The organism is Bordetella petrii (assembly GCF_020991325.1).
In the GTDB taxonomy this organism is placed as follows: Bacteria; Pseudomonadota; Gammaproteobacteria; order Burkholderiales; family Burkholderiaceae_B; genus Bordetella_A; species Bordetella_A petrii_E.
On the sequence record NZ_JAJMLX010000047.1, the window covers coordinates 1 to 22,469 of the forward strand.

Genomic DNA, 22,469 nt, shown 5'->3' on the forward strand with positions numbered 1-22,469 from the left:
GCCCGGGCGCCGCGCCGGCTCGCCGGCCGCGGGCCCCGGGTTCCGGGCATGAGTCATGATGTCTCCTCTTCGCGGGTTATTTCCGGGATGGCAGCTCGACCACGCCGGAGCCCACCACCGACAGTTCGTCGTGCTGGTTGCGCGCCTCCTGTTCAATGCGCACCAGATGGCGGCCGTTCTCCACATACTTGCCCGTTACCCTGCCCTTGATGAACAGCATGTCGCCCTCGGGGTTGTGGCGGCGGATCTTGCATTGCGCCTGGCGCAGGAAGCCGTCATCGCCCATCCAGTTGGTCAGGTGGTGCGTCAGCCAGGACGCGCGCTCGGGGCCGTAATCGTAGGCTCCCGGCGCGCCTACCTCATGGGCGAAGTCCTCTTCCCAGTGCACGCGCTCGGGCACGTCGGGAATGCCGAAACGGTTCGTGATTCCCACGCCGGGATGGGCGTCTATCAGCTTCCAGGCCAGCTTGTTGGCGCGGATATACAGCCCACCCCAGCCCTGGGCATAGGCGATGAAACCAGTCACCGTCATCGGCCCCTTGAACATCACGGGCAAGGCATCGCCCTCGTTCACGTCTTCCCAGTAGCGCGGCTCGGCGCCCCGTACCGCTTCGTCGCGGTACAGCTTGCAGGCTTCCTGGATTTCTTCCGGGGAATAGCGCCGCGGCGTGCGCGCGCGCACGTCGCTGTACTTGGTGCCCTGTTCGCGCGCGTGATCGCGCTCGGTGCGAAAGCACCAGCTGTCGGCCTCGGCGACTTTGTCGCCTTCCTGGTTGTAGAAATCCACGTGGTAGATCTGCTGCACCGCGCGGCCCGCAAAACGGGTCTCGTGTTCTACCAGGTCTTTCAGGTGGGCCTCGGTGCGGATCTCGTCATTGCGGCGCACCGGCTTGTGCCAAGTCCAGTCGGACCCGGACCACATAGCATGCACGCCCGGCAGGCCGCCCACATAACCGGAAACAATGCGATTGGTGGCGAACAGGAAACTGGGCAGCGCCAGGATGCCGCCGTGGCGGGTGCGCGCCGCGTAATCCGGATCGCACCACAGCGGATTGTCGTCGCCGATGCCATGGGCATAGTGGCGGATGTTGTCGCGCGTGGCCTCGTAGCACCAGGGCTCGGCAGTATTCTCGATCTTGTGGCCTATGCGTTCGCGCAGGGCGTCCAGGCCCTGCTGCGTGATCTTGGGAAAGGTTCTTGCGCCGGTGGCGGACATGTCGGTGTCTCCTTGGGGGTTGATCAGATGGCGGCGGCGCGCTGTTCCTGGTCGCGCAGTGCCTTGCGATGCACTTTGCCGGCGGGGGTTTTCGGCAACTCGTCGACAAAAACGACCTGGCGCGGGTATTCATGCTGGCTCAGCCGGCTGCGCACCAGGTCCTGGATTTCCTTGATGAAGGTTTCCGCGCCGGGCCGGGCGGCCACCACGAAGGCCTTGACGACCTGCCCGCGCAATGCGTCGGCCACGCCTATGGCCGCCGCCTCGCGCACATCCGGATGCTTGAGGATGGCGTCCTCGATCTCGACCGCGCTCATCGTCCAGCCCGCCGAGATGATCACGTCATCGGCCCGGCCCGCATGGAAGAAATAGCCTTCGTCGTCGATGCGGCCCAGGTCCTTGGTGGCCACCCATGTGCCGCCGCGCCACACCTTCAGTTCGCCGGTGACGCCCGGCGGGCATGGCTGCCCCGCGGCATCCTGCACCTGCACGCGGCCGCCCGGCACGGGCTTGCCCAGCGATCCGGGCTTGACCTGGAAATCCGGCGCACCCGGGTAATTGACCAGTATCACGCCGATTTCTGTCGTACCGTACATGCTGCACACCGGGCGGCCGAACGCTTGGCGCACAAACAGTTCGGTTTCGCTGTCCATCGGCTCGCCCGTGAAAGACACTTTCTGCAGCGTGTAGCGATAGCGTGGCAACGCACCGGAATTACGCATCATGCGGAAATGCGTGGCCGCGGCGGAAATGCTGGTGAAGCGCCCATCCTGCAAGGCCTGCAGCAGGCGCTCGGCGTTGAACTTTCCGCTGTACGCGCCAATGGTGATGCCCAGCGCCAGGGGGGCCAGCGTGCCATGCCATAGCCCGTGGCCCCAGGCCGGCGACGAGGGGCAGAAAAACCGGTCGCCAGGCCGCAGGCCTGTGCCGTACAGCCCTGCCAGCATCAAGGTCACCAATGCGCGATGGCTATGCTTGACCGCGGCAGGCAATTCGCGCGTGGTACCCGATGTGTACTGATAGATGGCTTCGTCGCCGGCCGCGGTGCCGCATGCGTAGGTGTCGGGATAATCCTGCAGCCCGGCCTGGAACGCCGCGTCGGCCACCAGCACCTCGGTATCGCCCAATTCTTGGCACATGGCGGCTTTCTCGGTGTTGGTCACCAGCAGGCGCGGCGTGCAATCCTGCACGCGCAGCCGCACGCCGTCCGGCCCGAACAGTGTGAACAAGGGCACGGCAATCGCCCCCGCCTTCAGTGTCCCGAACATGGCCGTGTAGAACGCCGGCGATGGTTCCAGCATGATCGCCACGCGGTCGCCCGCGCGCACGCCGCGAGTGCCCAGCCAGTGCGCGAACTGGCTGGACTGCCGCGCCAGTTCGCGGAAACCGATGGCGGTTTCGCCGCCATCGGCCCGCGCCACGATGATCGCCGCGCGGTCTTCATGCGCATGGCGGTCGACGCACTCGTGCGCGATGTTGAACGCCTCGCGCGTGCCGTCGAACAAGTCCCACAGCGCCTGCGGCGAAAACTGCTGCTGCGCCTCGGCATAGGAAGTGGTATCGGTAAGTTTGCCCATGTGCTCACGCAATTGCTAAATGGAATGTTTATTTGTACTAATACAACCATAAGTTGAATTGGTCCTGGCGCCGCACGCCGCATCACTGCTTTATGCAACGGGTTGGACGCATGTTGGAAGCACGTGGTATGGTTGTCAAATAACCTATTTATTTGTATTGGTACAACTAATTAACAACCCGAAAAATCGAAAAATGCCCGCCATGTCTTCCCAGCCGGTACCCAAGCCGCCGCGCGTACGAGCCGTCCCCGCCGTGTCGCGCGCGGTTGCCATCCTGCGCCTGCTGGGCCGCTCGCCACAGCCGCTGGGCGTGAAGGCCATAGCCGAATCATTGGGCCTGGTCACCAGCACCTGCCTGCATATCGTGCGCGTGCTGGTCGACGAAGGGCTGCTGAAGGTAGACGAAGGCACCAAGCGCTATTCACTGGGCACGGGGCTGCTGTCGCTGGCTCGCAATGCCCTGCAAACCAATTCTTTCCCATCGCTGGCCCAGCCCGTGCTGGATCGCCTGGCCGCGCAATGGAACGTAACGGCCATTGCGGCCGAGGTCATCGACCTGGACCACATGGTGGTGGTGGCCTTGTCCAAGGCACATGCGCCATTCCGCCTGCACGTGGACGTGGGCAGCCGCTTTCCCGGCCTGATCAGCGCCACCGGCCGCCTGATGGCGGCATTCTGGCGCACTCCGTGGGCGCGCATCGAGCAGCGCTTTGCCCTGCTGCGCTGGGAATCGCCCCCCGGCTTTGCCGACTGGCGCGCCGAAGTGGAACTGGCGCGCGTACAGCGCTATGCCATCGATGCCGGCAATTACATCGCCGGTGTCACGCTGGTGGCCGCGCCGGTGTTCGACGCCAAGGGCCGGCTCAGCCATTCGCTGACGGTGGCCGGCATGTCGGGCCACATGGACGAGGCCCGCTGCCAGGCATTGGCACTGGATTTGTTGCGCGAGGCCGATGCGCTGACACAGCTATCGTTGCCGGACTGATGCGCGGTGCCCGCGGCGCTGGAATCAGCGCCATGGCGCGGCGCAATGCTTCAATGAAAAGATGCCAGGCAACAAAAAGCCCGCCAAGAATCGGCGGGCCATACAAGCTTGAAAACAGCTTAGTGCTTGCCTGGGAAATCGCTTGGCCACCTCATGTAGTCTTCGCGTTCCCCGCTTGACGTGTAGGTCATAGTGGTCTCCTGTGGCGCGAAATGCGCACATGAAAGTAAGACCCCCATGCCCCTTTGGAAGTTCCCGTTTATCGCACCGATTTCACCATGGCGTGCGCACCGAAATGCTTCAGCAGATGCTGCTTCTGGCGGTCTGTCAGGGAGGATGCGGCAATCAGGCCGGGCCACTGGGCGTGCGCGGCTTTCACGCAGTCGGCAAGGGCTTTGGCGGCCGGCTTTTCGGGTATGCGCAATTGCGCGCAGAAGGCGCGTAACATGGCCGGCGACAAGGCCGGCTTGGCTCCCGCGGGCTGCCTGGCGCCGCGGCGCGGCTCGAGCGCAGCCGGCAGAATGCGCAGCGCATGCCCCTGGCAGGCGTGGTACGCCGCATACGCCACGATGTCATAGGCTGGCGCCAGGCGGGGGGCCTTGCCGTCGGGATAGACCAGGCCCAGGTTCTTCAAGTGCATGTCGGGGTTGCCCAGCATTTCGTTCACCACCATGCGCCGCAGCAGTTCATGCACGGCGGGCTCGCCCAACGTATCGAAGGCCAGCAGCACCGCGGCCACATCCAGGTAGGTGGCCGCGCCGTACTTTTCTTCGGGCATGGCGCCCAGGATCTGCGCGAAATCCTCGCAATGAATGCGCCGCCCCGGCCCTCGGTCGTAACGCACCACGGCCAGGAACTGTGTGCGCGCATCGGCGTCGCCCAGGTCGTAGCCGTGTTCGGCCGATAGCTTTTCCAGCGGTTCCAGGTAGGCCTGGCAGATATCCACGCCCGCCGCGCGGGCCAGTTGCAACGACAGGGCTTCCAGTTCGGGCAACAGCGGCTGCCCCACTACCGGCAGCTTGGCGATGATGTGAGTGTCGTGGTCGCGCGTGCGCCCTACATAACGCTCGCCCTGTTTGATGACGCCCAGCTTGGGCTGCACGCCCGACAGCGAGACACCCTGCTCCATTGGGTCGGCGGTTACCGTCATTTCGAGCGCGTCCTGGTCTTGCGTGACGTAGTGCGCCAGTTCATTGCGCGACAGTTCCACCGGCCGGGCATGGACATTGCCCGGCAAATCGGCGCCGCAGGCGGCCAGCATTTCGAAGTGGTCTTTGGGGTCGCAACCGCGGATGCGTGCGACGTGATCCCGGAATACCCCTTCAGGCAGCAGGTTCTGGAAAAACGCGGGCAGCAGCCAGCCGTTCTGCGGTGAATGGCGCCCGTTGAGAGGTTCGCTGCGCACATCGGCCCAGAAGGCAGCCTGGTCTTCGGCGGAATCGGCCAGGTACGAGGCCGACACCACCGGGGCATTTCCCTGGCGCGCGAAAGCATTGTCGGCCACGAAGCGCGTGACGACTTCCGCCCCCGGCATGCGGTACTGGAACAGCACGCCGACGCGTTGGGCGCCGATATAGACGGCCAATGCCTGGACGTTCATTCAGCCTCCCCGGCCGCCTGCCGGCGCGCCACGTCGATGCGCGTGGGCACCTTGGGCCTGACGGCGCCCCCGGCATCCACTGCAACGGCCGCGCCCTTGGGCACCAGCATCATTTCCAGCCCCAGGCGGTCGGACAGGGCCAGCAAGGTGCTGACCTTGTAGTCTTGCTCGCCGCTGAGCACATTGGTTAGGGTACGTTGCGCCACGCCCGCGGCCTGGCGCAAATCGGCCTGGGTACCGCCCTGCTGCTTCAGGCGGGCACGCAGGGCTTCAGCAATGGAAGGCAGGGATTTCATGGCATTAAAGTAGTGTTTTTTATTTTTACACTACTATTTTGCCACTAAAAACGGCAAATGACTAGGCAGTAAAGTAGTCAAAAACATAAATGCACTACTTTATTGCCACAATTATTGGAAGGCAGTTTCCATGAACGTGCGCAATTTGCGCGAATGCAGACGTTCGGGCGGCATATCGCGCAACCGTTCCAGCGCGCGTATGCCGATCTCCAGGTGCTGGTTGACCTGGTCGCGATAAAAAGCGCTGGCCATGCCAGGCAGTTTCAGTTCCCCGTGCAGCGGCTTGTCGGACACGCACAACAACGTGCCGTAGGGCACCCGGAAACGGAAGCCATTGGCCGCGATCGTCGCCGATTCCATGTCCAGGGCAATGGCGCGCGATTGCGTAAAACGTTCCACCAGCTCGGTATGGTCGCGCAGTTCCCAGTTGCGGTTGTCGATACTGGCCACGGTGCCGGTGCGCATGATGCGCTTCAACTCCCAGCCGGACAGGCCCGCGACTTCTTCTACCGCTTGTTCCAACGCCACCTGCACCTCCGCCAGCGGCGGAACGGGCACCCAGGTGGGCAGGTCGTGATCCAGCACGTGGTCTTCCCGCACATAGCCGTGGGCCAGCACGTAATCGCCCAGGCGCTGCGAATCGCGCAGCCCCGCGCAATGCCCCAGCATCAGCCATGCGTGGGGGCGCAGCACGGCAATGTGATCGGTAATGGTCTTGGCGTTGGACGGGCCCACGCCGATGTTGACCAGGGTGATGCCGGAATGATTGGGCCGCACCAGATGGTAGGCCGGCATCTGCGGCAGGCGCACGCTGCCGGCCGGCGGCGCGGGCGGTGTGCTGTCGCCGCGGCGGGTGATGCGGTTGCCGGGTTCGACCAGCGCATCGTAGGCGCCGCTGCCGCTGGCCATCAAGGCACGGGCGCGGGCGCAGAATTCATCCACATAGAACTGGTAGTTGGTGAACAGCACGAAGTTCTGGAAGTAGGCCGGTGCCGTGGCCGTGTAGTGCTGCAGCCGGTGCAACGAATAGTCGACGCGAGGCGCGCTGAACGGCGCCAGCGGGCGCGGTTCGCCTTCCCGCCCCCGCCAGGAACCATTGACGATGGCGTCGTCGGTCACCGACAGGTCGGGCACATCGAACAAGTCCCGCAGCGGCCGGCGCATGCCCTCCAGGCGCTCACCCTCGACATAGGCGCCGTCCGGAAACGCGAAGTGCAGCGGAATCGGCGAATCCGACTCGCCCACCTCGACCGCCACGCGGTGGTTCTGCAACAGCAAGCCTATCTGCTCCAGGTAATAGTCGCGAAACAGCGTGGGCTGCGTCACCGTGGTCTGGTAGACGCCGGGCTCGGCCACGTGGCCGAAAGACAGGCGGGAATCGATGGGGTCGTAAGTGTCGACGGCGATGCGTATGGCGGGGTAGCAGGCCCGCACCGGCCCGGGCAGGTCGCGCCCGTTGATCACGTCCTGGAAAGCGGCCCGGATATAAGCCGTGTTGCGCCCGTAGATCTCGGTCAGGCGGTCGACGGCGGCCTGGGCCTGGTCGAAGCGCTCGAAGCCCAGCGGCTCGGGTCGATTAATAGAAGCAATCGAAAAGTCAACTGTCATATTGCGATTTCCGGAAAAACAGGACGCTAGCCGCAGGGTTTTCCCGATTATGCCGCAACGGCCGGGCGGGCTTGCGGCCGCGCAATTGCCTGTCAATTGCCTGCATCATCCTAGTAATAACCCGTAAATGCAAAGAAACATAAATCCGTTACAATGCCGCGTGGCCTGTTGTACTGAAGCCACATTTTCGCCGGCCTGACGCAGTCAGCCATTCCCAGCCCACTCCGTATTTTGAAGTGTCGCAATGACTCCACCGACGCGAAAAGTCCGTCTTGCCCTACCCGCATTCGTGGCTGCGCCCTTTCTGGCGATCAGCCTTGCCTGGTCCCCCCCCGCCCATTCCTCTGTCCTGAGCGAAGCCGTGGCCACGCTGAACGGCTTGCGGCTCATCGACCCCCTTACCGTTCCCACCCTGCCCGACATGGTCGTGCGAGCCGGCCTGGACGCCCTGGGCACGCCGTATGTATGGGGCGGCGACGACATCGATGGCTTCGACTGCAGCGGGCTGACGCAATTCGTGTACCGCGAAATTGCCGGCCTGGAACTGCCCCGCACGGCGCGCGCGCAGCGCCTGGAAGGCAAGTCGGTCAAGAAAAAGCAGCTTGAACCCGGCGACCTGGTGTTTTTCGCCACCCGCCGCCGCGGCGGCGTCTCGCACGTAGGCATTTACATCGGCCAGAACCAGTTCGTACATGCCCCCACGCGCGGCTCCAAGGTGCGGGTCGACAGCCTCGACAACCGCTATTGGTCACGCCATTACGTCACGGCGCGCCGTTACCTTGAAACGGCTCCCGCCACCCCGCAGGGCCATCTGATCGCAAAGGCCGATACCGCAAACTGACAGCCTTGCCTTCCCCGCAAAAAAAGCGCCGCAGCCCTGTGAACTGCGGCGCTTTTTTACTGGCCTGCTCCCATGGGGGCTGGCCTTTCCAAGGGTTCAGCCCCGTCCAACAAAGGGCATATTGGTGGCCATGATGGTCATGAACTGCACATTGGCGTCCAGCGGCAGCTTGGCCATGGACACCACGGCATGCGCCACGTGCGCAACGTCCATGCGCGGCTCGGCGCGCTTGCTGCCGTCGGCCTGCAAAATGCCCGCGGCCATGCGTTCGGTCATGTCGGTGGCCGCGTTGCCGATGTCGATCTGCCCGCAGGCGATGCCATAGCTGCGGCAATCCAGTGAAATCGACTTGGTCAGGCCCGAGACCGCATGCTTGGTGGCCGTGTACGCGATCGACAGCGGGCGCGGCGCGTGCGCCGAAATCGAGCCGTTGTTGATGATGCGCCCACCGCCCGGCTGCTGCACTTTCATCAGGCGGATGGCAGCCTGGGCGCACAGGAACATGCCGGTCAGGTTCACATCGACCACCTCGCGCCAGGTTTGCACTGGCAGGTCTTCGATCGGCACGGCCGGCGCGTTGCGGCCGGCATTGTTGAACAGCACGTCCAGGCGGCCATAAGCGCGCTGCGTTTCATCGAACAAGCGGCGCACCTCTTGTTCGTCGCTAACGTCGGTAGGCACCACCAGGGCGCGCACCCCGTCATCGCCCGCAGCAGTGCGGGTTTGCTCCAGCATGTCGCGGCGGCGGCCCGCCAGTACGACGCGGTAGCCCTGGGCCAGGAATTCCAGCGCCACGGCGCGGCCTATGCCAGTGCCGGCGCCCGTCACCAAAGCGACTTGGGCTTCGGGTTGATTATTCGATTGCATCGGGGTCTCCCTTGATTGAACGGCGAAATCCTAACGCAATAACGTCCCGCCAAATGCAAGCGGCCGTGACGCCAGGGGCCAGGGTTCACCCGGGTAAATATAATCAATAGTTGCTTACGCGTAGCTCTCAGGGCCCGCCCGCCCCGAAGCCACAGGCAATTTGCTATTCTTCGCCTCTTACCTGTCTGTCTTTCCGCCCAATGTCAGAACGCCCCGGCAATGTTTTCATGATCGTCGCGCCCAGCGGCGCCGGCAAATCCAGCCTGGTCAAGGCGCTGCTCGACCACGACAAATCGCTTGCGCTGTCGATCTCCTGCACTACCCGGGCACCCCGCAAGGGCGAACAGGACGGACGCGAATACCGCTTTATCAGCACCGAGCAGTTCGACGCCCTGCGCGAAAGCCAGGCCCTGCTCGAATGGGCCGAAGTGCACGGCAATTTCTATGGCACCCCGCGCGACCTCATCGACCGGGCCACCCGCGAAGGGCGCGACGTGCTGCTGGAAATCGACTGGCAAGGCGCCCGCCAGGTGCGCCAGCGCTACCCCGAGGCCATCGGCATTTTCGTCCTGCCGCCGTCCATCGAGGAACTCGAGCATCGCCTGAAGGCGCGCGGCCAGGATGCGCCGCAGGTCATAGCGCGCCGGCTGCTGGCCGCGGGCGGCGAGATCGCCCATGCGCCGGAATGCGAATATGTTATTATTAATCAAGAATTTAGCGTAGCCTTGGCGCAACTTGCGCAAATCATCAGCGCCGCCCGGTTACGCTTTTCGTCTCAGGCCGTCCGCCACGCGCCGCTGTTCGCGCAACTCGGCATCCCGGCAGCCCACTGAAGCGACCCAAAACCCTTTTCACAGCCCGTTCCAGGTGTAATCCATGGCCCGTATTACCGTCGAAGACTGTCTGAACCAGATTCCCAACCGCTTCAAGCTCACGCTGGCCGCCACCTACCGCGCGCGCGAGCTGGCGCAGGGCCATGCCCCGCGCATCGACAGCAAAGACAAGCCCACGGTTACCGCGCTGCGCGAAATCGCCGGCGGCCACACTGGCCTGGAAATGCTGCGCAAAGTCCCGACCTGATCCGGGCCTGGGGGCGGCAACATGGCTTTTCCCCGGCTGAAGTACGCTTCCTCCGGCCTGCTCGCCGCTTTGCGGGCGGGTTCGCGCCTGGGGCGCCGCCCTGGCAAGAAACATTCCGGCGCACAACTGTCCGCCCCCGACCGCGACGCCGACCCGGCGGGCATTGTCCCCTCGCCCGTTGCCTCGCTGGCCCCCCTGACCGAGATCCTCGGCAGTTATCTCGACAAAAAAGACATCGAACGCGTGCGCGAAGCCTACCGCTTCGCCGACCAGGCACACCTGGGGCAGTTCCGCGCCAGCGGGTCGCCGTACATTTCGCACCCCATTGCCGTCACGGAAATCTGCGCGGGCTGGAAGCTGGACGCCAACGCCTTGTCGGCGGCGCTGCTGCACGATGTCATCGAAGACCAGGGCATAGCCAAGCACGAACTGGCCGATAAATTCGGCACCGAAGTCGCCGAACTGGTCGACGGCCTGTCCAAACTGGACCGCCTGGACTTCGCCACCAAGGCCGAACAGCAGGCCGAAAGCTTCCGCAAGATGCTGCTGGCCATGGCGCGCGATGTGCGCGTCATCCTGATCAAGCTGGCCGACCGGCTGCACAACATGCGCACGCTGGACGCGGTCACCCCCGAAAAGCGCCGGCGCATCGCGCGCGAAACCCTGGATATCTACGCGCCCATTGCCCACCGGCTGGGCCTGAACGTGCTGTTCCGCGAACTGCAAGACCTGTGCTTCGCGGCCATGCACCCCAACCGTTACCAGGTGCTGTACAAGGCCGTGCTGGCCGCCCGCGGCAACCGGCGCGAAGTCATCGGCAAGATCGGCGATGCGGTGCGGGCCGCCCTGCCCGCGGCCGGCATCGAGGCGGAAGTGTCCGGCCGCGAGAAAACCCTGTTCGGCATCTACACCAAGATGGTCGAGCAGAAGAAGTCGTTCTCGGAAGTGCTGGACATCTACGGCTTCCGCATCATTGTGCATACGCTGCCCGAATGCTACTTGGCGCTGGGCACGCTGCACCAGTTGTACCGCCCGGTGCCTGGCAAGTTCAAAGACTACATCGCCATCCCCAAGGTCAACGGCTACCAGTCGCTGCATACAACGCTGGTGGGGCCCTATGGCACGCCGGTGGAATTCCAGTTCCGCACGCGCGACATGCACCACATCGCCGAAGAAGGCGTGGCCTCGCACTGGCTGTACAAGGGCGCCGATGTTTCCCTGAACGACCTGCAGAAGCGCACCCACCAGTGGCTGCAGTCGCTGCTGGACATTCAAAGCCAAACCGGTGATTCGGGTGAATTCCTGGAACACGTCAAGGTCGACCTGTTTCCCGATGCCGTGTATGTCTTCACGCCGCGCGGCAAGATCATTTCGCTGCCCCGCGGCGCCACACCGGTGGATTTCGCCTACGCCATCCATACCGATATCGGCAACCAGGCGGTGGCCGCCAAGGTCAACAACGAATTCGTGCCGCTGCGCACCGAGCTGAACAGTGGCGATACAGTAGAGATCATTACGTCGCCGGCCTCGCGCCCCAACGCGCAATGGCTGAACTACGTGCGCACCGGCAGGGCGCGCTCGGAAATCCGCCACTATCTGCGCACCGTCAAGTACGAAGAATCGGTGGCCTTCGGCGAACGCCTGCTGGAGCAGGCGCTGGAAGAACTGCACCTGGAACTGCCAGCGCCCGAAGACCCCGCCTGGCAAAAGCTGGCGCGCAGCACCGGCGCCAGCTCGCGCGACGAGATCCTGGCCGACATCGGCCTGGGCAAGCGGCTGGCCGCGGTAGTGGCGCGCCGTTTCGCGCCCGAGCACCAACTGGTTGCCACCACCGCCGCCGCGGTCGACGAAATTACCTCGGCGCGCAGCGCCCCCATCCTGATCCAGGGCAACGAAGGTCAGGCCGTGCAACTGGCCCCCTGCTGCGGCCCCCTGCCGGGCGACCCCATCGTGGCGGGCCTGCGGCTGGGCCAGGGCCTGGTAGTGCATACCACCGACTGCCCCATCGCGGTGCGCCAGCGCGCCCGCGAACCGGAACGCTGGGTCAACGTGGCCTGGGACGCGCAGCCGGCCAAGCATTTTTCCACGCGCCTGGACGTCACCACGCGCAACGAACGCGGCGTGCTGGGCCGCCTGGCCGCGGAAGTCACGGCGGCCGACGCCAACATCATGCAGATCACCATGCACGACGACGCAGTATCCACCGTGTCCCTGCACCTGACCCTGCAAGTCGACAGCCGCAAGCACCTGGCGCAAGTCATCCGCGCCATCCGGCACGTGCCGCAGGTGCAGAAAATCGTGCGCGTGAAAGGCTAGCCAGGCCAGGCCCCGCCGGCTTACTCCACCTTCCCGATGCGCTGCAGCGCCTGGGTCATGGCCTGCGCGTCTTCCTTCCAGTAAACCGCGAACTCGGGCGCGTCCAGGTACTGCACCGGGCTGCCGGCCCCCAGGATGGTCTGCTGTACCTTGGGGTCGTTGGCGGCCTTGCGGGCCGCATCGCGCAGGCTGTCTACGGCATCGGCCGGGGTGCCGGCGGGCACGAACAGCGCCGACCATTGCACGAACTTCACGTCGTACCCTTGCGAAGCCAGCGTGGGCACCTGGGGCAAGGCGGCCAATTGCGTGTCGCCCCAGTGCGCCAGCGCGCGCAGCTTGCCCGCCTGGATATGCTGCACCACGCTGGAAGGCCCGCTGGAAATAGCATCCACCTGCCCGCCCAGCAGAGCCGCCACGGCCGGGCCCGCACCCGTGAAAGGCACGTGCGTCAGGTCGATACCGGCGGCGCCTTTCAGCATTTCCATGGGCACGTGCATGGACCCATAAATGCCCGAACTGCCATAGTCCAGCGCGCCGGGCTTGCGCTTGGCATCCGCCACGAATTCCTGCACCGTTTTCCATGGGGCATCGGCGCGCACGATCAACACCGTGGGATCGGCCGTGATGCGGGCTATGGGCGCGAACTGATCGATCTGGAAGGCCGGCTTGCGGCCCAGGATCTTGTCGGCCTCAGGCAGGATGGAAATCGACGACAGGCTCATCAGCACGGTGTAGCCGTCGGGCGCGGCGCGCGCCGCCTGGCCTATGCCCACGGAACCGCCTGCCCCCGCCTTGTTCTCGATGACCACGCTCTGGCCCAGTTCGCGCGACAGGGCTTCGGCCACCGGCCGGGCCACCGTGTCCGCCACGCCTCCGGGCGGAAACGGCACGATCATGGTAATGGGCCGGTCGGGGTACTGCGCGTGCGCCGCGCAGGCGGTCAGCGCCAATAGCGCCCCGCGGCACCACTTGCCTGTGGAAGTAAACATGTCTCCTGCCCTCCTGTTGTGAGTGTGCGGGCAATGTGCGGCGGGCGCTGCCTGGCGCCCGGCCGCAGGCGGTCAGGCCACCACCGGGTTCTCCAGCACCCCAAGCCCCTGGATTTCAATGCGGATCACATCTCCCGGCTGCACAAAGCGCGGCGGCTTGAAGCCTATGCCCACGCCGGCCGGCGTGCCGGTGGCAATAATGTCGCCCGGTTGCAGGGTGATGCCGGCCGACAGGGTTTCGATCAGCGCGGGAATATCGAAAATCAGGTCGCGCGTGTTGGCGTCCTGGCGCAGCTCGCCATTCACCCAGCATTTCACGTCCAGATTGCGGCCGTCCACTTCGTCGGCCGTGACCAGGTACGGCCCCATGGGGCAGAAGCCATCCAGCGACTTGCCCAAGAACCATTGGCGATGGTTCTTCTGCAGGTCGCGCGCGGTGAAGTCATTGACGATGGTGTAGCCGAACACGTGGTCAAAAGCCTGCTCGCGGCTGATGCCGCGCCCGGCCTTGCCGATGACCACCGCCAGTTCCGCCTCGTAGTCCAGTTGCTCGGCCACGCCGCGATGCGCCGGAATGCCGGCCTGGGGGCCGATGATGGCGCTGGCCGGCTTGGTGAACACCACGGGCGCCTGGGGCGCCTGTTCGCCGGCCTGGGCGCTGCTGTCGAACCCGGACTTGCTGAATTCAGCTGCGTGTTCGTGATAGTTCTTGCCCACGCAGAAAATATTGCGGCGCGGCTGCTCCAGGGGCGCCAGGATGGTGGCCTCGGCCAGGGGCCGTCCTTCGCCGCGCGGCGCCAGCCGCGCCTGCAGGCCGTCAAAATCTTGAACCAATTGGATCATATCGCCGCTGAATTCCGGCACCAGTTCGGGCAGCGGCCAGAAACGCTCGCCCACAGCGTCCACCAAGGCCAGCATCTGGATTCCGTCGAACGTAAGATTGGCAAATTTCATAGGGATTGCAGCGGTCCGGTTGCGTAGGGAAGTGCCTTACTCTAGAACCATATTGGCTCTTGATCAAGAATTTTTCCAAACTGTTGATTGACCAATTGGTACAACTCGCCTACCCTGCGGGCTGAACAGGAGAAACCGAGTGGACGAGGCGACAGCGGCCAAGGGCCTGCGCGCGGCCGGGGCAAAGGCGCTGGCGCGATTCTTGATAGATTCAATGAGCAGCGGCGATTTGCGCCCCGGGATGCGCTTGCCGCCCGAACGGGCGCTCAGCGCGCGCTTCGGCGCGTCGCGCGGTTCGGTGCGGCGCGTGCTGGCCGATTTGCGCGAGCGCGGCCTGATCGTGCAGGCCGTGGGCAGCGGCACCTTCGTGGCGCCAGGAGCCCATGTGCTGGCGCCAGCCGGCCCGTCCCGGCCAGCCCTGCATACCAGCCCCGCGGAACTGATGCAGGCCCGCCTGCTGATCGAGCCGCTGATGCCCGCCCTGATCGCGCGCAACGCCACCGCGGCCGACTTCGCGCGCATGAGCGTATGCCTGGAAAGATCGGAGGCCGCCACCAGCATTGAAGATTTCGAACACTGGGATGGCGAGCTGCACCAGGCATTTGCCATCGCCACGCACAATTCTTTCTTCCTGCAAATATTGGAACTGGCCAACCGGGTGCGCGAACAGGGCGAATGGGGCAGGTTGAAGCGCAATTCCCTGACTGCCGAGCGCCGCGCCCAATACGAAGCGCAGCACCGCGCCATCGTGGCGGCGTTGAAAGACCGCGATGCCGCGCAGGCGCGCACGCTGCTGCACGCTCACCTGGAGCAGATCCAGCAAAACCTGTTCGGCTGAGCCCTTCCCGGGTCTTCCCAGGTGTCTGACTCCCGCAGGGTGTCAGACACCTGCGTGTGCAACCCCTGTCTCGGCACTACGGTGTCTGACACCCTGCGGGAGTCAGACACCTGCTTCAGGCCACGTGCTGCAGGAAATCGCGCAGCCGCTGGCTGGGCGGGTTCGACAGCAGTTCGGCGGGCGGGCCATCGTGCGCGATCTTGCCGCCGTCGATGAAGATGAGCCGGCTGCCCACCTTGCGCGCGAACTCCATCTCGTGCGTCACCACTACCATGGTCATGCCCTCTTCGGCCAGGTCGCGCATGACCTTGAGCACTTCGTGGCGCAATTCCGGATCCAGCGCCGAGGTGGGTTCATCGAACAACATCAGCTTGGGCTTGATGGCCAGGGCCCGCGCGATAGCCACGCGCTGCTGCTGCCCGCCCGAGAGCTCGGCCGGGTAATGTCCCATGCGTTCCGCCAGGCCCACCTTGCTCATCAGTTCTTCGGCCTGGCGGCGCGCTTCCTGGCGCGACGTGCCGCGCGTATGGATGGGCCCGAACATCACGTTGTCCAGCGCCGTCATTTGCGGGAACAGGTTGAACTGCTGGAACACCATGCCCGCTTCGCGGCGGATTTCCCGCACCTGGGAGGGCGGCCCCTTGACGCTGTGGCCATCGACCAGCAGGTCGCCGCCCTCGATGGTTTCCAGCACATTGATGCAACGCAGGAAGGTGGACTTGCCCGAGCCCGACGGCCCCACCACCACCACGACCTCGCCGGCGTCGATATTCAGGGTGATGCCATCGAGCACGACCGAGTCGCCGAAGCGCTTGGTGACATTGTGGAATTCGACCATGCTCATAGTATGCGCATCCTTCTTTCAACCAGGCGCAGCATCAATGCCAGCGCGCCCGTCAGGATCAGGTAAATGATGGCCACCGCCGACCAGATTTCCACCGCCCGGAAATTGCTGGCCATGATTTCCTGGCCCTGGCGGGTCAGTTCGGCCACGCCGATCACGATGAACAGCGAAGAATCTTTCAGGCTGATGATGCACTGATTGCCCAGCGGCGGAATCATGCGGCGGAAGGCCACCGGGCCGATGATGTGGATCAGTATCTTGTGAAACGGCAGCCCCATGGCCTGCCCGGCTTCTTTCAGGCCTTTGTGCACCGACAGCAGCGAACCGCGCACGATCTCGGCAATATAGGCGCCCGAATTGATGATCAGGGTGGCAATGGCCGCCCACACGCCGTCGACGCGCAGGCCCGGGATCAGCAACGGCAGCGCAAAGTAGATGAACATGACCTGCACCACGATGGGCGTACCCCGGATCACCGCGATGTACACCTGTGCAATGGCCGACAAGACTTTCGGCCCATAGGCGCGGGCCACCCCGGCCAGCGCCCCCAGCACGAAGCCGCCCACCAAGCCCCAGAAGGTGATCTTGACGGTCATGAGCGTACCGTCAAGCAGGTTGGGCAGGGCTTCCAAGATGACAGACCAGTCAAATTCCACGGCCTTCCCCTAGATGAGTGATGTGGTGGTGCGCGCGGCGCCGGTTATGCAGGCGCCGTGGGGCCGGGGCGGGACGGCGCCCGGCCCGGCGTCCGGGCTCAGGGCTGTTTACCGAACCACTTGGTATAGATGGCGTCGTATTGGCCGTTGGACTTCAGCGTGGCCAGGGCCTGGTTCACCTTGGCAACCAGGTCGCTACCCTTGGGGAAGGCGATGCCGTAGAAGTCGCCGCTTTTCACCGTGCCCACGACCTTCACGCGGCCCTTGCCGGCGGAGTTGGCGTAGTACTGCACGTTGGGCGTGTCGTGCACGGCGGCGTCCACCCGGCCGGTGGCCAGTTCCAGATACGCGTTGTCGATATTCGGGAACAGGCGCAGCTTGGCGTCCGGCACTTCTTTTTTCATGTAGTCGACCGTGGCCGTGCCGGTTTTCACGGCCACGCTCTTGCCGGCCAGGTCTTTGGCCGACTTGATGTCGGTATTGTCCTCGGCCACCAGGATGGCCAGGCCGCTTTCATAATAGGGGTCGGAGAAATCGATGACCTTCTTGCGGTCGTCGCGAATGGTGATGCCGGCCAGGGCCACGTCGATATTGCGGGTTTGCAGGCCCGGAATGATGCCGTTGAAATCCATGGGCTGCAGCTTGTACTTCAGGTTCAGTTCTTTGGCGATGGCCGCCCACAGGTCGATGTCGAAACCGGTGTAGGTGCTGCCCTGCTTGAACTCAAACGGCACGAACGCGGTGTCGGTGGCCACGACCAGTTCCTTGTCCTGGGCCATGGAGGTGGAAGCGGCGCCGATCAGGCTCAGGCCCACCAATGCAGCAGCAATTTTGCGCTTAATCATCGAGATTCTCCTGTAGAGGCAACGAGCCCCGGTTCGTATCCAGGGCGGCAGACTGCACGCCCTGGCGCATGGCCGGGCACGCTTGCCGGCTCATCTTAACGCATCCGTCCCCGTGAGCAATGCCGGTTGGCAAATTACAATCGGAACATCCCCAGGAGACGTTCCATGCCGTTCAAACCCGTACGCATCGCCGGCGACCGCCGCCAGATCGGCCAGGCGCTGGGCAAACTGGCACGCCCGCTGATGTCGGTATACCTGGACCAAAGCCCCACGTGGCGGGCGCTGCGCCCATGGCGCGGCCATGCCTATCTGCAAGAGCTGGCGGGCTATGCCCAGGAAGCCTTGCCCGAGATCTGGGAAGAATTCGAAGGCCTGGCCGAAGGCCTGCACATGCCCGCGGCCGACCTGCTGCTGTGGAACTGCCGGGGCGACCTGCTGCACAAGACCACCGACGGCTGCACGTCGGTGGCGCTGCAGGCCCCGGATGGCAAGCGCTGGATCGCCCATAACGAAGACGGCGACCCTTATTTGTACGGCCGCTGCCATGTGGTCGACGTACAGCCGGACGACGCGCCGGGTTATGTCAGTTTCTATTACCCCGGGTCTTTGCCCGGCCACACCTTTGCCGCCAACCGCGCCGGCCTGGTGCAAACCATCAACAACCTGCGCACCCGCGCCCGGCGCGCCGGCGTGCCGCGCATGTTCCTGGCCCGCGCCGCGCTGGACTGCCGCAGCCTGGACCAGGCTGCCGAACTGCTGGCCCACATGCCGCGCGCGGGCGCTTTTCACCACACGCTGGGCGCCTGCGGCGACCCGCGGCTGCTCAGCGTCGAGGCCACGCCGGGAGCCTGCTCGGTGGAAACCGTGGCGCGGCGCTACGGACATGCCAACCACCTGATACACCAGGGTACGCAGCGGGTGCCGCAGATCATTACCGACTCATCGCGGGCGCGCCAAAGCCGCATCGATGCGCTGGTGGATACCTGGAATGAAACCACTGGCGAAGCAGAGCTGGTGGCGGCCTTGCACGACACCGAGGGCGAACTACCCATACTGCGGTGCGCGGCCGACGATCCGGACGAGGAAAACACCCTGGCCACGGCGGTTTTCACACTGGACGATGAACATGTGACGCTGCGCATCTACGACCGCAAGTCACGCGCGGCACAAGATATTCCGGTCAGATAGGCCAGGCCCCAACCGCATACACTGTCAGCCAACCCAGTTTCTTCGCGCTTCCCGCGACCCGCCCCCATCGTGACCCATACGCCCTTCTCCGACCTGCCCCTAGTGCCCGCCCTGCAGCAGAACCTGCAAGGCCTGGGCTTCGAACAAATGACGCCCATCCAGGCGCAAAGCCTGCCGCTCATCCTCGAGGGCCGCGATCTGATCGCGCAGGCCAAGACCGGCAGCGGCAAGACCGCGGCGTTCGGCCTGGGGGTGCTGCAGAAGCTGGACATCAACCGGCTGGTGCCGCAGGCGCTGCTGGTGTGCCCCACCCGCGAACTGGCCGACCAGGTGGCCCAGGAACTGCGCCGGCTGGCGCGCCTGATTCCCAATGTGAAGGTATTGACGCTGTGCGGCGGCGCCGCGGCGCGGCCGCAGGCCGAATCCCTGGCGCGCGGCGCGCACCTGGTGGTGGGCACGCCGGGCCGCATCCAGGACCACCTTGAGCGCGGCAGCCTGGACCTGTCCGGCCTGACCACCCTGGTGCTGGACGAGGCTGACCGCATGGTGGACATGGGCTTTTACGATGACATCGTCGCCATTGCCTCGCACTGCCCGGCAAAGCGCCAGACGCTGTTGTTCTCGGCCACTTACCCTGACAACATCCGCAAGCTCAGCGCCCGCTTCCTGCGCAACCCTGCCGAGGTCAAGGTGGAAGCCCTGCATGACGCCAGCCGCATCGAACAGGTTTTCTACGAAATCGAGCCCGGCGCCAGGCTGGACGCGGTGGCCGCCCTGCTGGCCCATTTCCGCCCGGCATCGACACTGGCATTCTGCAACACCAAGGTTCGCAGCCACGACCTGGTCGAACACCTGCAATCCCATGGCATCAGTGCCCAGGCCTTGAACGGCGACCTGGAACAACGCGAACGCGACGAGATCCTGATCCAGTTCGCCAACCAGAGTTGCGCCGTGCTGGTGGCCACCGACGTGGCGGCCCGCGGCCTGGACATCCAGAACCTGGGGGCCGTCATCAATGTGGACGTGACCAAGGACACCGAGGTCCACGTGCACCGCATCGGCCGCAGCGGCCGGGGCGACCAGAAAGGGCTGGCGCTGAGCCTGTGCGCGCCCGATGAAATGCGCTGGGCCAACCTGATCGAGCAATACCAGGGCGCCCCCCTGAAATGGGCCGACCTGAAAGCGCTGCGGCCCAAGTCCGACCGCCCGCTGCGCGCGCCCATGATCACCCTGTGCATACAAGGCGGCAAGAAAGACAAGCTGCGCCCCGGCGACCTGCTGGGCGCCCTGACCGGCGACGGCGGCCTGGCCTTCGAGCAGGTGGGCAAGATCAACATCACCGAATTCAGCGCTTACGTGGCGCTGGACCGCCAGATCGCCAAGCAGGCGTTTGCACGCCTGTCCAACAGCAGCATCAAAGGCCGCCGGTTCCGCATGCGCTTTCTGGAAGAGTTCTGAGCGGCGGCAATGTCCGTACGGCGCGGGCCATTCTTGCCTGGGCCCATGAAGACATGGGTTTTCAACGCATCGAGGCTCTGGCTTTATGCATCGGTCGCGCCCTGCTTTTCCCCGCACTTCAACGATAAGGATGCCCCGGTCCTGCGCCAATGCAGTCCCGTGGCGCCCGGGCAAGCGGGGGCGGCAGTTCGGGCGGCGGGGCAGCACGCGCAGCGTGCCGAGGGCGCCTGCATGCGCCCGAGCCCGACGCACGTTGCCGCCCCCGCTTGCCCGGACGCCGCGGGACAGGGCAATAACATCGACCGCATCCAGCGCCCCCTTTTACTGCCGCGCCAGATACTCCATCAACCGCTGGCGCGCCTGGTCGTCGTAATCGAATACCAGGTATTTTGTCAGGCTGCGGGCAGGCGCCAGGACGGTGCCGACGCCGTAAAGGGGCGGCACGTCGCGGGTGCCGAAGCAGCCGTTGGGAAATTCCACCTCGTCCACGCTGAGCGGCCCTGCGTTGCGGCTGGCGATGACCTGCCTGGCCCGCTTGCGCACCACGCAGCCGCGCGCCATGGCTGCCTGCACGATGGTGCTGTCCAGGATCGGCCGATCTGCCGCGGCAGGGGCGCGCACGCCAAACCCGTAGCCTGAAAAAAGCTGTATGTCCTGGCTGGCCCTGGCTGCGGCCCAGGACTCTGGCGGCGCGGCCGGCACAAACGCGGGAACCGGATCCAGGCGTGCCGAAAGATCGGGCCGCGCGCCCGGCGCCTTCGGCATATCGCCCGGCTCACGGACGCGCCGGGCGGGTTGCGCCGGCGCAAGCGCGGAGAATCGGATCGAGTGCGCCATTTGGTCGAACACTGGCTCCACCTGGTTGAACAATGCCCAGGCCCTGGACGAATGACCGGGCATACCGGCCATGCACACAAAGCTCCACATATAGCCGGGCACCGCGAAGGTATAGGTTTTCGCGTGAATAAAGCCCGCTTTGCCGTTGCCGTGCACTTCCATTGTCGCGACGAACCAATTCGCGAAACGATCGCCTAGCATGGTATCGCCGTTGCGGCTGACGGAGACTTGCATATCCCGTTCTACGACGCTGGCGAGGATTTCGGTCAGTTGATCCCGGCTTGTGACCGCAGTGCGCAATTGCGCATTGATTTCGTGTTGCGTCAGGCCGCGCAATCGCGGGTCCAGCCGCGGCGTTGCCTTGCAGGCCAGGTACTTCCCGATACGCGGCTCTGAAGCATCCAGCGCAATGACCGTCAACCGGCCATAGGGCTTCAGCGCGCTGCTCCAGCCAGAGGCGGGTGTCAAGGCGATGCCCAGCTCAGGCACCCCGACTTCCGCGCCGGCCAACCCGGGGACCACGCTTGCCTGCAGCAGCATCGCGGCAAGTAGATGTCGCAGTTTCATGGTTCTACATCCGCACAAGAAGCATCGAGTCGTCCTGTCCGCGAACCGCTTCCAGGAATTTCGGATCTGATACCAAGGCCTCGATATTCAGGCGGATGAGGTCATTCAAGGCGCCCATCACATTCATGAACTTGGGCGTGGAACGCTTGATCTCCGCCACGGAGCTGTAGAGCACGTTCTCGGTTTGCCTGTCGGACACGGTATAGACGACGCGCAGCGTCCAATCGATATTCATGCCCAGGTCGTCCGCCATCAGGTTCTGTACTTCGCCCGTCAAGACACGATCGATCCCGCGCCCCGAGACCCGGAGTCCGATGGCGCGCAACTCGGTGAACGCGGCATGACGCATGATGTCGGCCACATTGTGCTCAAACAGAATGCTGCCCGCGGCGGTATTGCGCGCCTGGTTGGGAAGAATGGCCGACTTGGCCGGGGCATAGGCACCGGGGGGCCCGCCACTGTGCTGCTGCGACGTCGACAACCCCGTGTTCCGGAACTTTTCGTTGCCGTCCGTGTTCTGGCCGTCTGCCAGGCTTTGCAGGTATTTGTTCGGATCGTAGGTGAATTCGCCGATGGCGACGGTGCCGCTGGCCGACATGGCCGAGGCCGGCGTGTAGGTATACGGCAGCAAGGGCGTACTGCACCCCGCCAGGACCACCACAGCCGCGGCGGCCATCCCCGCGCGCCACAGGCGCGAAAATCGCAGAGAAAACACGGATCATCCCGATTGATAAACCGTGATTTATACAAAAAGCACTAATTTATGTCACGAAATTTCCACACCAAGACGTGCCAATTCCGCATCAACAGGGGTTGCCGCATTATGCACCACCGCAGTCCCGCGGCGCCCGGACAGGCGGTGGCGGCGTGTCGGACGGCGGGGCAGCGCGCGTAGCGCGCCGAGGGC

At 64.6% G+C, this 22,469-nt stretch carries 21 protein-coding genes; 8 read left to right on the top strand and 13 right to left on the bottom strand.

Annotated features, from left to right (window positions below; genetic code table 11):
• Positions 1–76: 76 nt before the first annotated feature.
• The gene (locus LPZ50_RS07235) at positions 77–1,216 is read right to left on the bottom strand and encodes an FAS1-like dehydratase domain-containing protein (protein ID WP_230659297.1); all 1,140 of its coding nucleotides are present in this window, start codon (positions 1,214–1,216) and stop codon (positions 77–79) included.
• A 23-nt stretch (positions 1,217–1,239) separates the two neighbouring features.
• A complete protein-coding gene (locus tag LPZ50_RS07240; RefSeq protein WP_230659299.1) occupies positions 1,240–2,793 on the bottom strand; it encodes an acyl-CoA synthetase in 1,554 nt (517 codons plus the stop codon).
• 202 nt (positions 2,794–2,995) lie between these two features.
• Between LPZ50_RS07240 and LPZ50_RS07245 the strand changes: the two genes are divergently transcribed.
• On the top strand, positions 2,996–3,778 hold the full coding sequence (locus tag LPZ50_RS07245; RefSeq protein ID WP_230659301.1) for an IclR family transcriptional regulator: 783 nt from the start codon (positions 2,996–2,998) through the stop codon (positions 3,776–3,778).
• 259 nt (positions 3,779–4,037) lie between these two features.
• Here the strand turns inward: LPZ50_RS07245 and LPZ50_RS07250 are convergent, their stop codons facing one another.
• The 3 genes from LPZ50_RS07250 to LPZ50_RS07260 all read right to left on the bottom strand — a co-directional run bounded on the left by LPZ50_RS07250 (position 4,038) and on the right by LPZ50_RS07260 (position 7,282).
• Positions 4,038–5,378 carry a type II toxin-antitoxin system HipA family toxin gene (locus tag LPZ50_RS07250; RefSeq protein ID WP_230659303.1) on the bottom strand — a complete coding sequence of 447 codons (1,341 nt, stop codon included), beginning with the start codon at positions 5,376–5,378 and terminating at the stop codon, positions 4,038–4,040.
• Positions 5,375–5,674 (bottom strand): helix-turn-helix domain-containing protein, encoded by a 300-nt coding sequence (locus LPZ50_RS07255; RefSeq protein WP_230659305.1) that lies wholly within the window; start codon positions 5,672–5,674, stop codon positions 5,375–5,377. Before LPZ50_RS07255 ends, LPZ50_RS07250 begins: the two co-directional genes overlap by 4 nt.
• Positions 5,675–5,785: 111 nt before the next feature.
• A complete protein-coding gene (locus LPZ50_RS07260; protein WP_230659307.1) occupies positions 5,786–7,282 on the bottom strand; it encodes an AMP nucleosidase in 1,497 nt (498 codons plus the stop codon).
• A 244-nt stretch (positions 7,283–7,526) separates the two neighbouring features.
• Here LPZ50_RS07260 and LPZ50_RS07265 point away from each other — a divergent pair, with 244 nt between their 5' ends.
• A complete protein-coding gene (locus LPZ50_RS07265) occupies positions 7,527–8,123 on the top strand; it encodes a C40 family peptidase (protein WP_230659309.1) in 597 nt (198 codons plus the stop codon).
• 96 nt (positions 8,124–8,219) lie between these two features.
• On the opposite strand, the gene LPZ50_RS07270 is transcribed toward LPZ50_RS07265, so the two are convergent.
• Positions 8,220–8,990, bottom strand: coding sequence for an SDR family oxidoreductase (locus LPZ50_RS07270; protein ID WP_230659311.1), 771 nt, complete (start codon positions 8,988–8,990; stop codon positions 8,220–8,222).
• A gap of 200 nt (positions 8,991–9,190) precedes the next feature.
• Here LPZ50_RS07270 and gmk point away from each other — a divergent pair, with 200 nt between their 5' ends.
• The 3 genes from gmk to LPZ50_RS07285 are packed head-to-tail and all read left to right on the top strand — an operon-like array spanning position 9,191 to position 12,386.
• Positions 9,191–9,823: a guanylate kinase gene (gene gmk / locus LPZ50_RS07275; RefSeq protein WP_230659313.1), complete on the top strand. Its 633-nt coding sequence runs from the start codon at positions 9,191–9,193 to the stop codon at positions 9,821–9,823.
• Positions 9,824–9,866: 43 nt separating this feature from the next.
• Complete coding sequence (rpoZ, locus tag LPZ50_RS07280; RefSeq protein ID WP_026641271.1) at positions 9,867–10,070, top strand: DNA-directed RNA polymerase subunit omega; 204 nt, start codon at positions 9,867–9,869, stop codon at positions 10,068–10,070.
• 21 nt (positions 10,071–10,091) lie between these two features.
• Entirely contained in the window at positions 10,092–12,386 is a 2,295-nt protein-coding gene (locus LPZ50_RS07285) for a RelA/SpoT family protein (protein ID WP_230659314.1), read from the top strand.
• A gap of 20 nt (positions 12,387–12,406) precedes the next feature.
• Here LPZ50_RS07285 and LPZ50_RS07290 read toward each other — a convergent pair whose 3' ends face one another.
• Together LPZ50_RS07290 and LPZ50_RS07295 are read right to left on the bottom strand one after the other, a co-directional pair.
• Positions 12,407–13,375 (bottom strand): tripartite tricarboxylate transporter substrate binding protein, encoded by a 969-nt coding sequence (locus LPZ50_RS07290; protein ID WP_230659315.1) that lies wholly within the window; start codon positions 13,373–13,375, stop codon positions 12,407–12,409.
• A gap of 72 nt (positions 13,376–13,447) precedes the next feature.
• Complete coding sequence (locus LPZ50_RS07295) at positions 13,448–14,329, bottom strand: fumarylacetoacetate hydrolase family protein (RefSeq protein WP_230659316.1); 882 nt, start codon at positions 14,327–14,329, stop codon at positions 13,448–13,450.
• A gap of 139 nt (positions 14,330–14,468) precedes the next feature.
• Here LPZ50_RS07295 and LPZ50_RS07300 point away from each other — a divergent pair, with 139 nt between their 5' ends.
• Positions 14,469–15,167 (top strand): FadR/GntR family transcriptional regulator, encoded by a 699-nt coding sequence (locus tag LPZ50_RS07300; protein ID WP_230659317.1) that lies wholly within the window; start codon positions 14,469–14,471, stop codon positions 15,165–15,167.
• 115 nt (positions 15,168–15,282) lie between these two features.
• On the opposite strand, the gene glnQ is transcribed toward LPZ50_RS07300, so the two are convergent.
• The 3 genes from glnQ to glnH all read right to left on the bottom strand — a co-directional run bounded on the left by glnQ (position 15,283) and on the right by glnH (position 17,512).
• A complete protein-coding gene (gene glnQ / locus LPZ50_RS07305; protein WP_230659319.1) occupies positions 15,283–16,011 on the bottom strand; it encodes a glutamine ABC transporter ATP-binding protein GlnQ in 729 nt (242 codons plus the stop codon).
• Positions 16,008–16,667, bottom strand: coding sequence for a glutamine ABC transporter permease GlnP (gene glnP / locus LPZ50_RS07310; protein ID WP_230659321.1), 660 nt, complete (start codon positions 16,665–16,667; stop codon positions 16,008–16,010). The genes glnQ and glnP overlap by 4 nt, the downstream gene beginning before the upstream one ends.
• Positions 16,668–16,765: 98 nt before the next feature.
• A complete protein-coding gene (gene glnH / locus LPZ50_RS07315) occupies positions 16,766–17,512 on the bottom strand; it encodes a glutamine ABC transporter substrate-binding protein GlnH (RefSeq protein WP_230659323.1) in 747 nt (248 codons plus the stop codon).
• Positions 17,513–17,677: 165 nt separating this feature from the next.
• Here glnH and LPZ50_RS07320 point away from each other — a divergent pair, with 165 nt between their 5' ends.
• Both LPZ50_RS07320 and dbpA read left to right on the top strand, forming a co-directional pair.
• Complete coding sequence (locus LPZ50_RS07320) at positions 17,678–18,700, top strand: C45 family autoproteolytic acyltransferase/hydolase (RefSeq protein ID WP_230659325.1); 1,023 nt, start codon at positions 17,678–17,680, stop codon at positions 18,698–18,700.
• Positions 18,701–18,769: 69 nt separating this feature from the next.
• Positions 18,770–20,158 (top strand): ATP-dependent RNA helicase DbpA, encoded by a 1,389-nt coding sequence (gene dbpA, locus LPZ50_RS07325; protein WP_230659327.1) that lies wholly within the window; start codon positions 18,770–18,772, stop codon positions 20,156–20,158.
• Between the two features lie 321 nt (positions 20,159–20,479).
• On the opposite strand, the gene LPZ50_RS07330 is transcribed toward dbpA, so the two are convergent.
• On the bottom strand, positions 20,480–21,562 hold the full coding sequence (locus LPZ50_RS07330) for a hypothetical protein (protein ID WP_230659329.1): 1,083 nt from the start codon (positions 21,560–21,562) through the stop codon (positions 20,480–20,482).
• Positions 21,563–21,566: 4 nt separating this feature from the next.
• Positions 21,567–22,238 carry a hypothetical protein gene (locus tag LPZ50_RS07335; RefSeq protein ID WP_230659331.1) on the bottom strand — a complete coding sequence of 224 codons (672 nt, stop codon included), beginning with the start codon at positions 22,236–22,238 and terminating at the stop codon, positions 21,567–21,569.
• Positions 22,239–22,469: the final 231 nt, after the last annotated feature.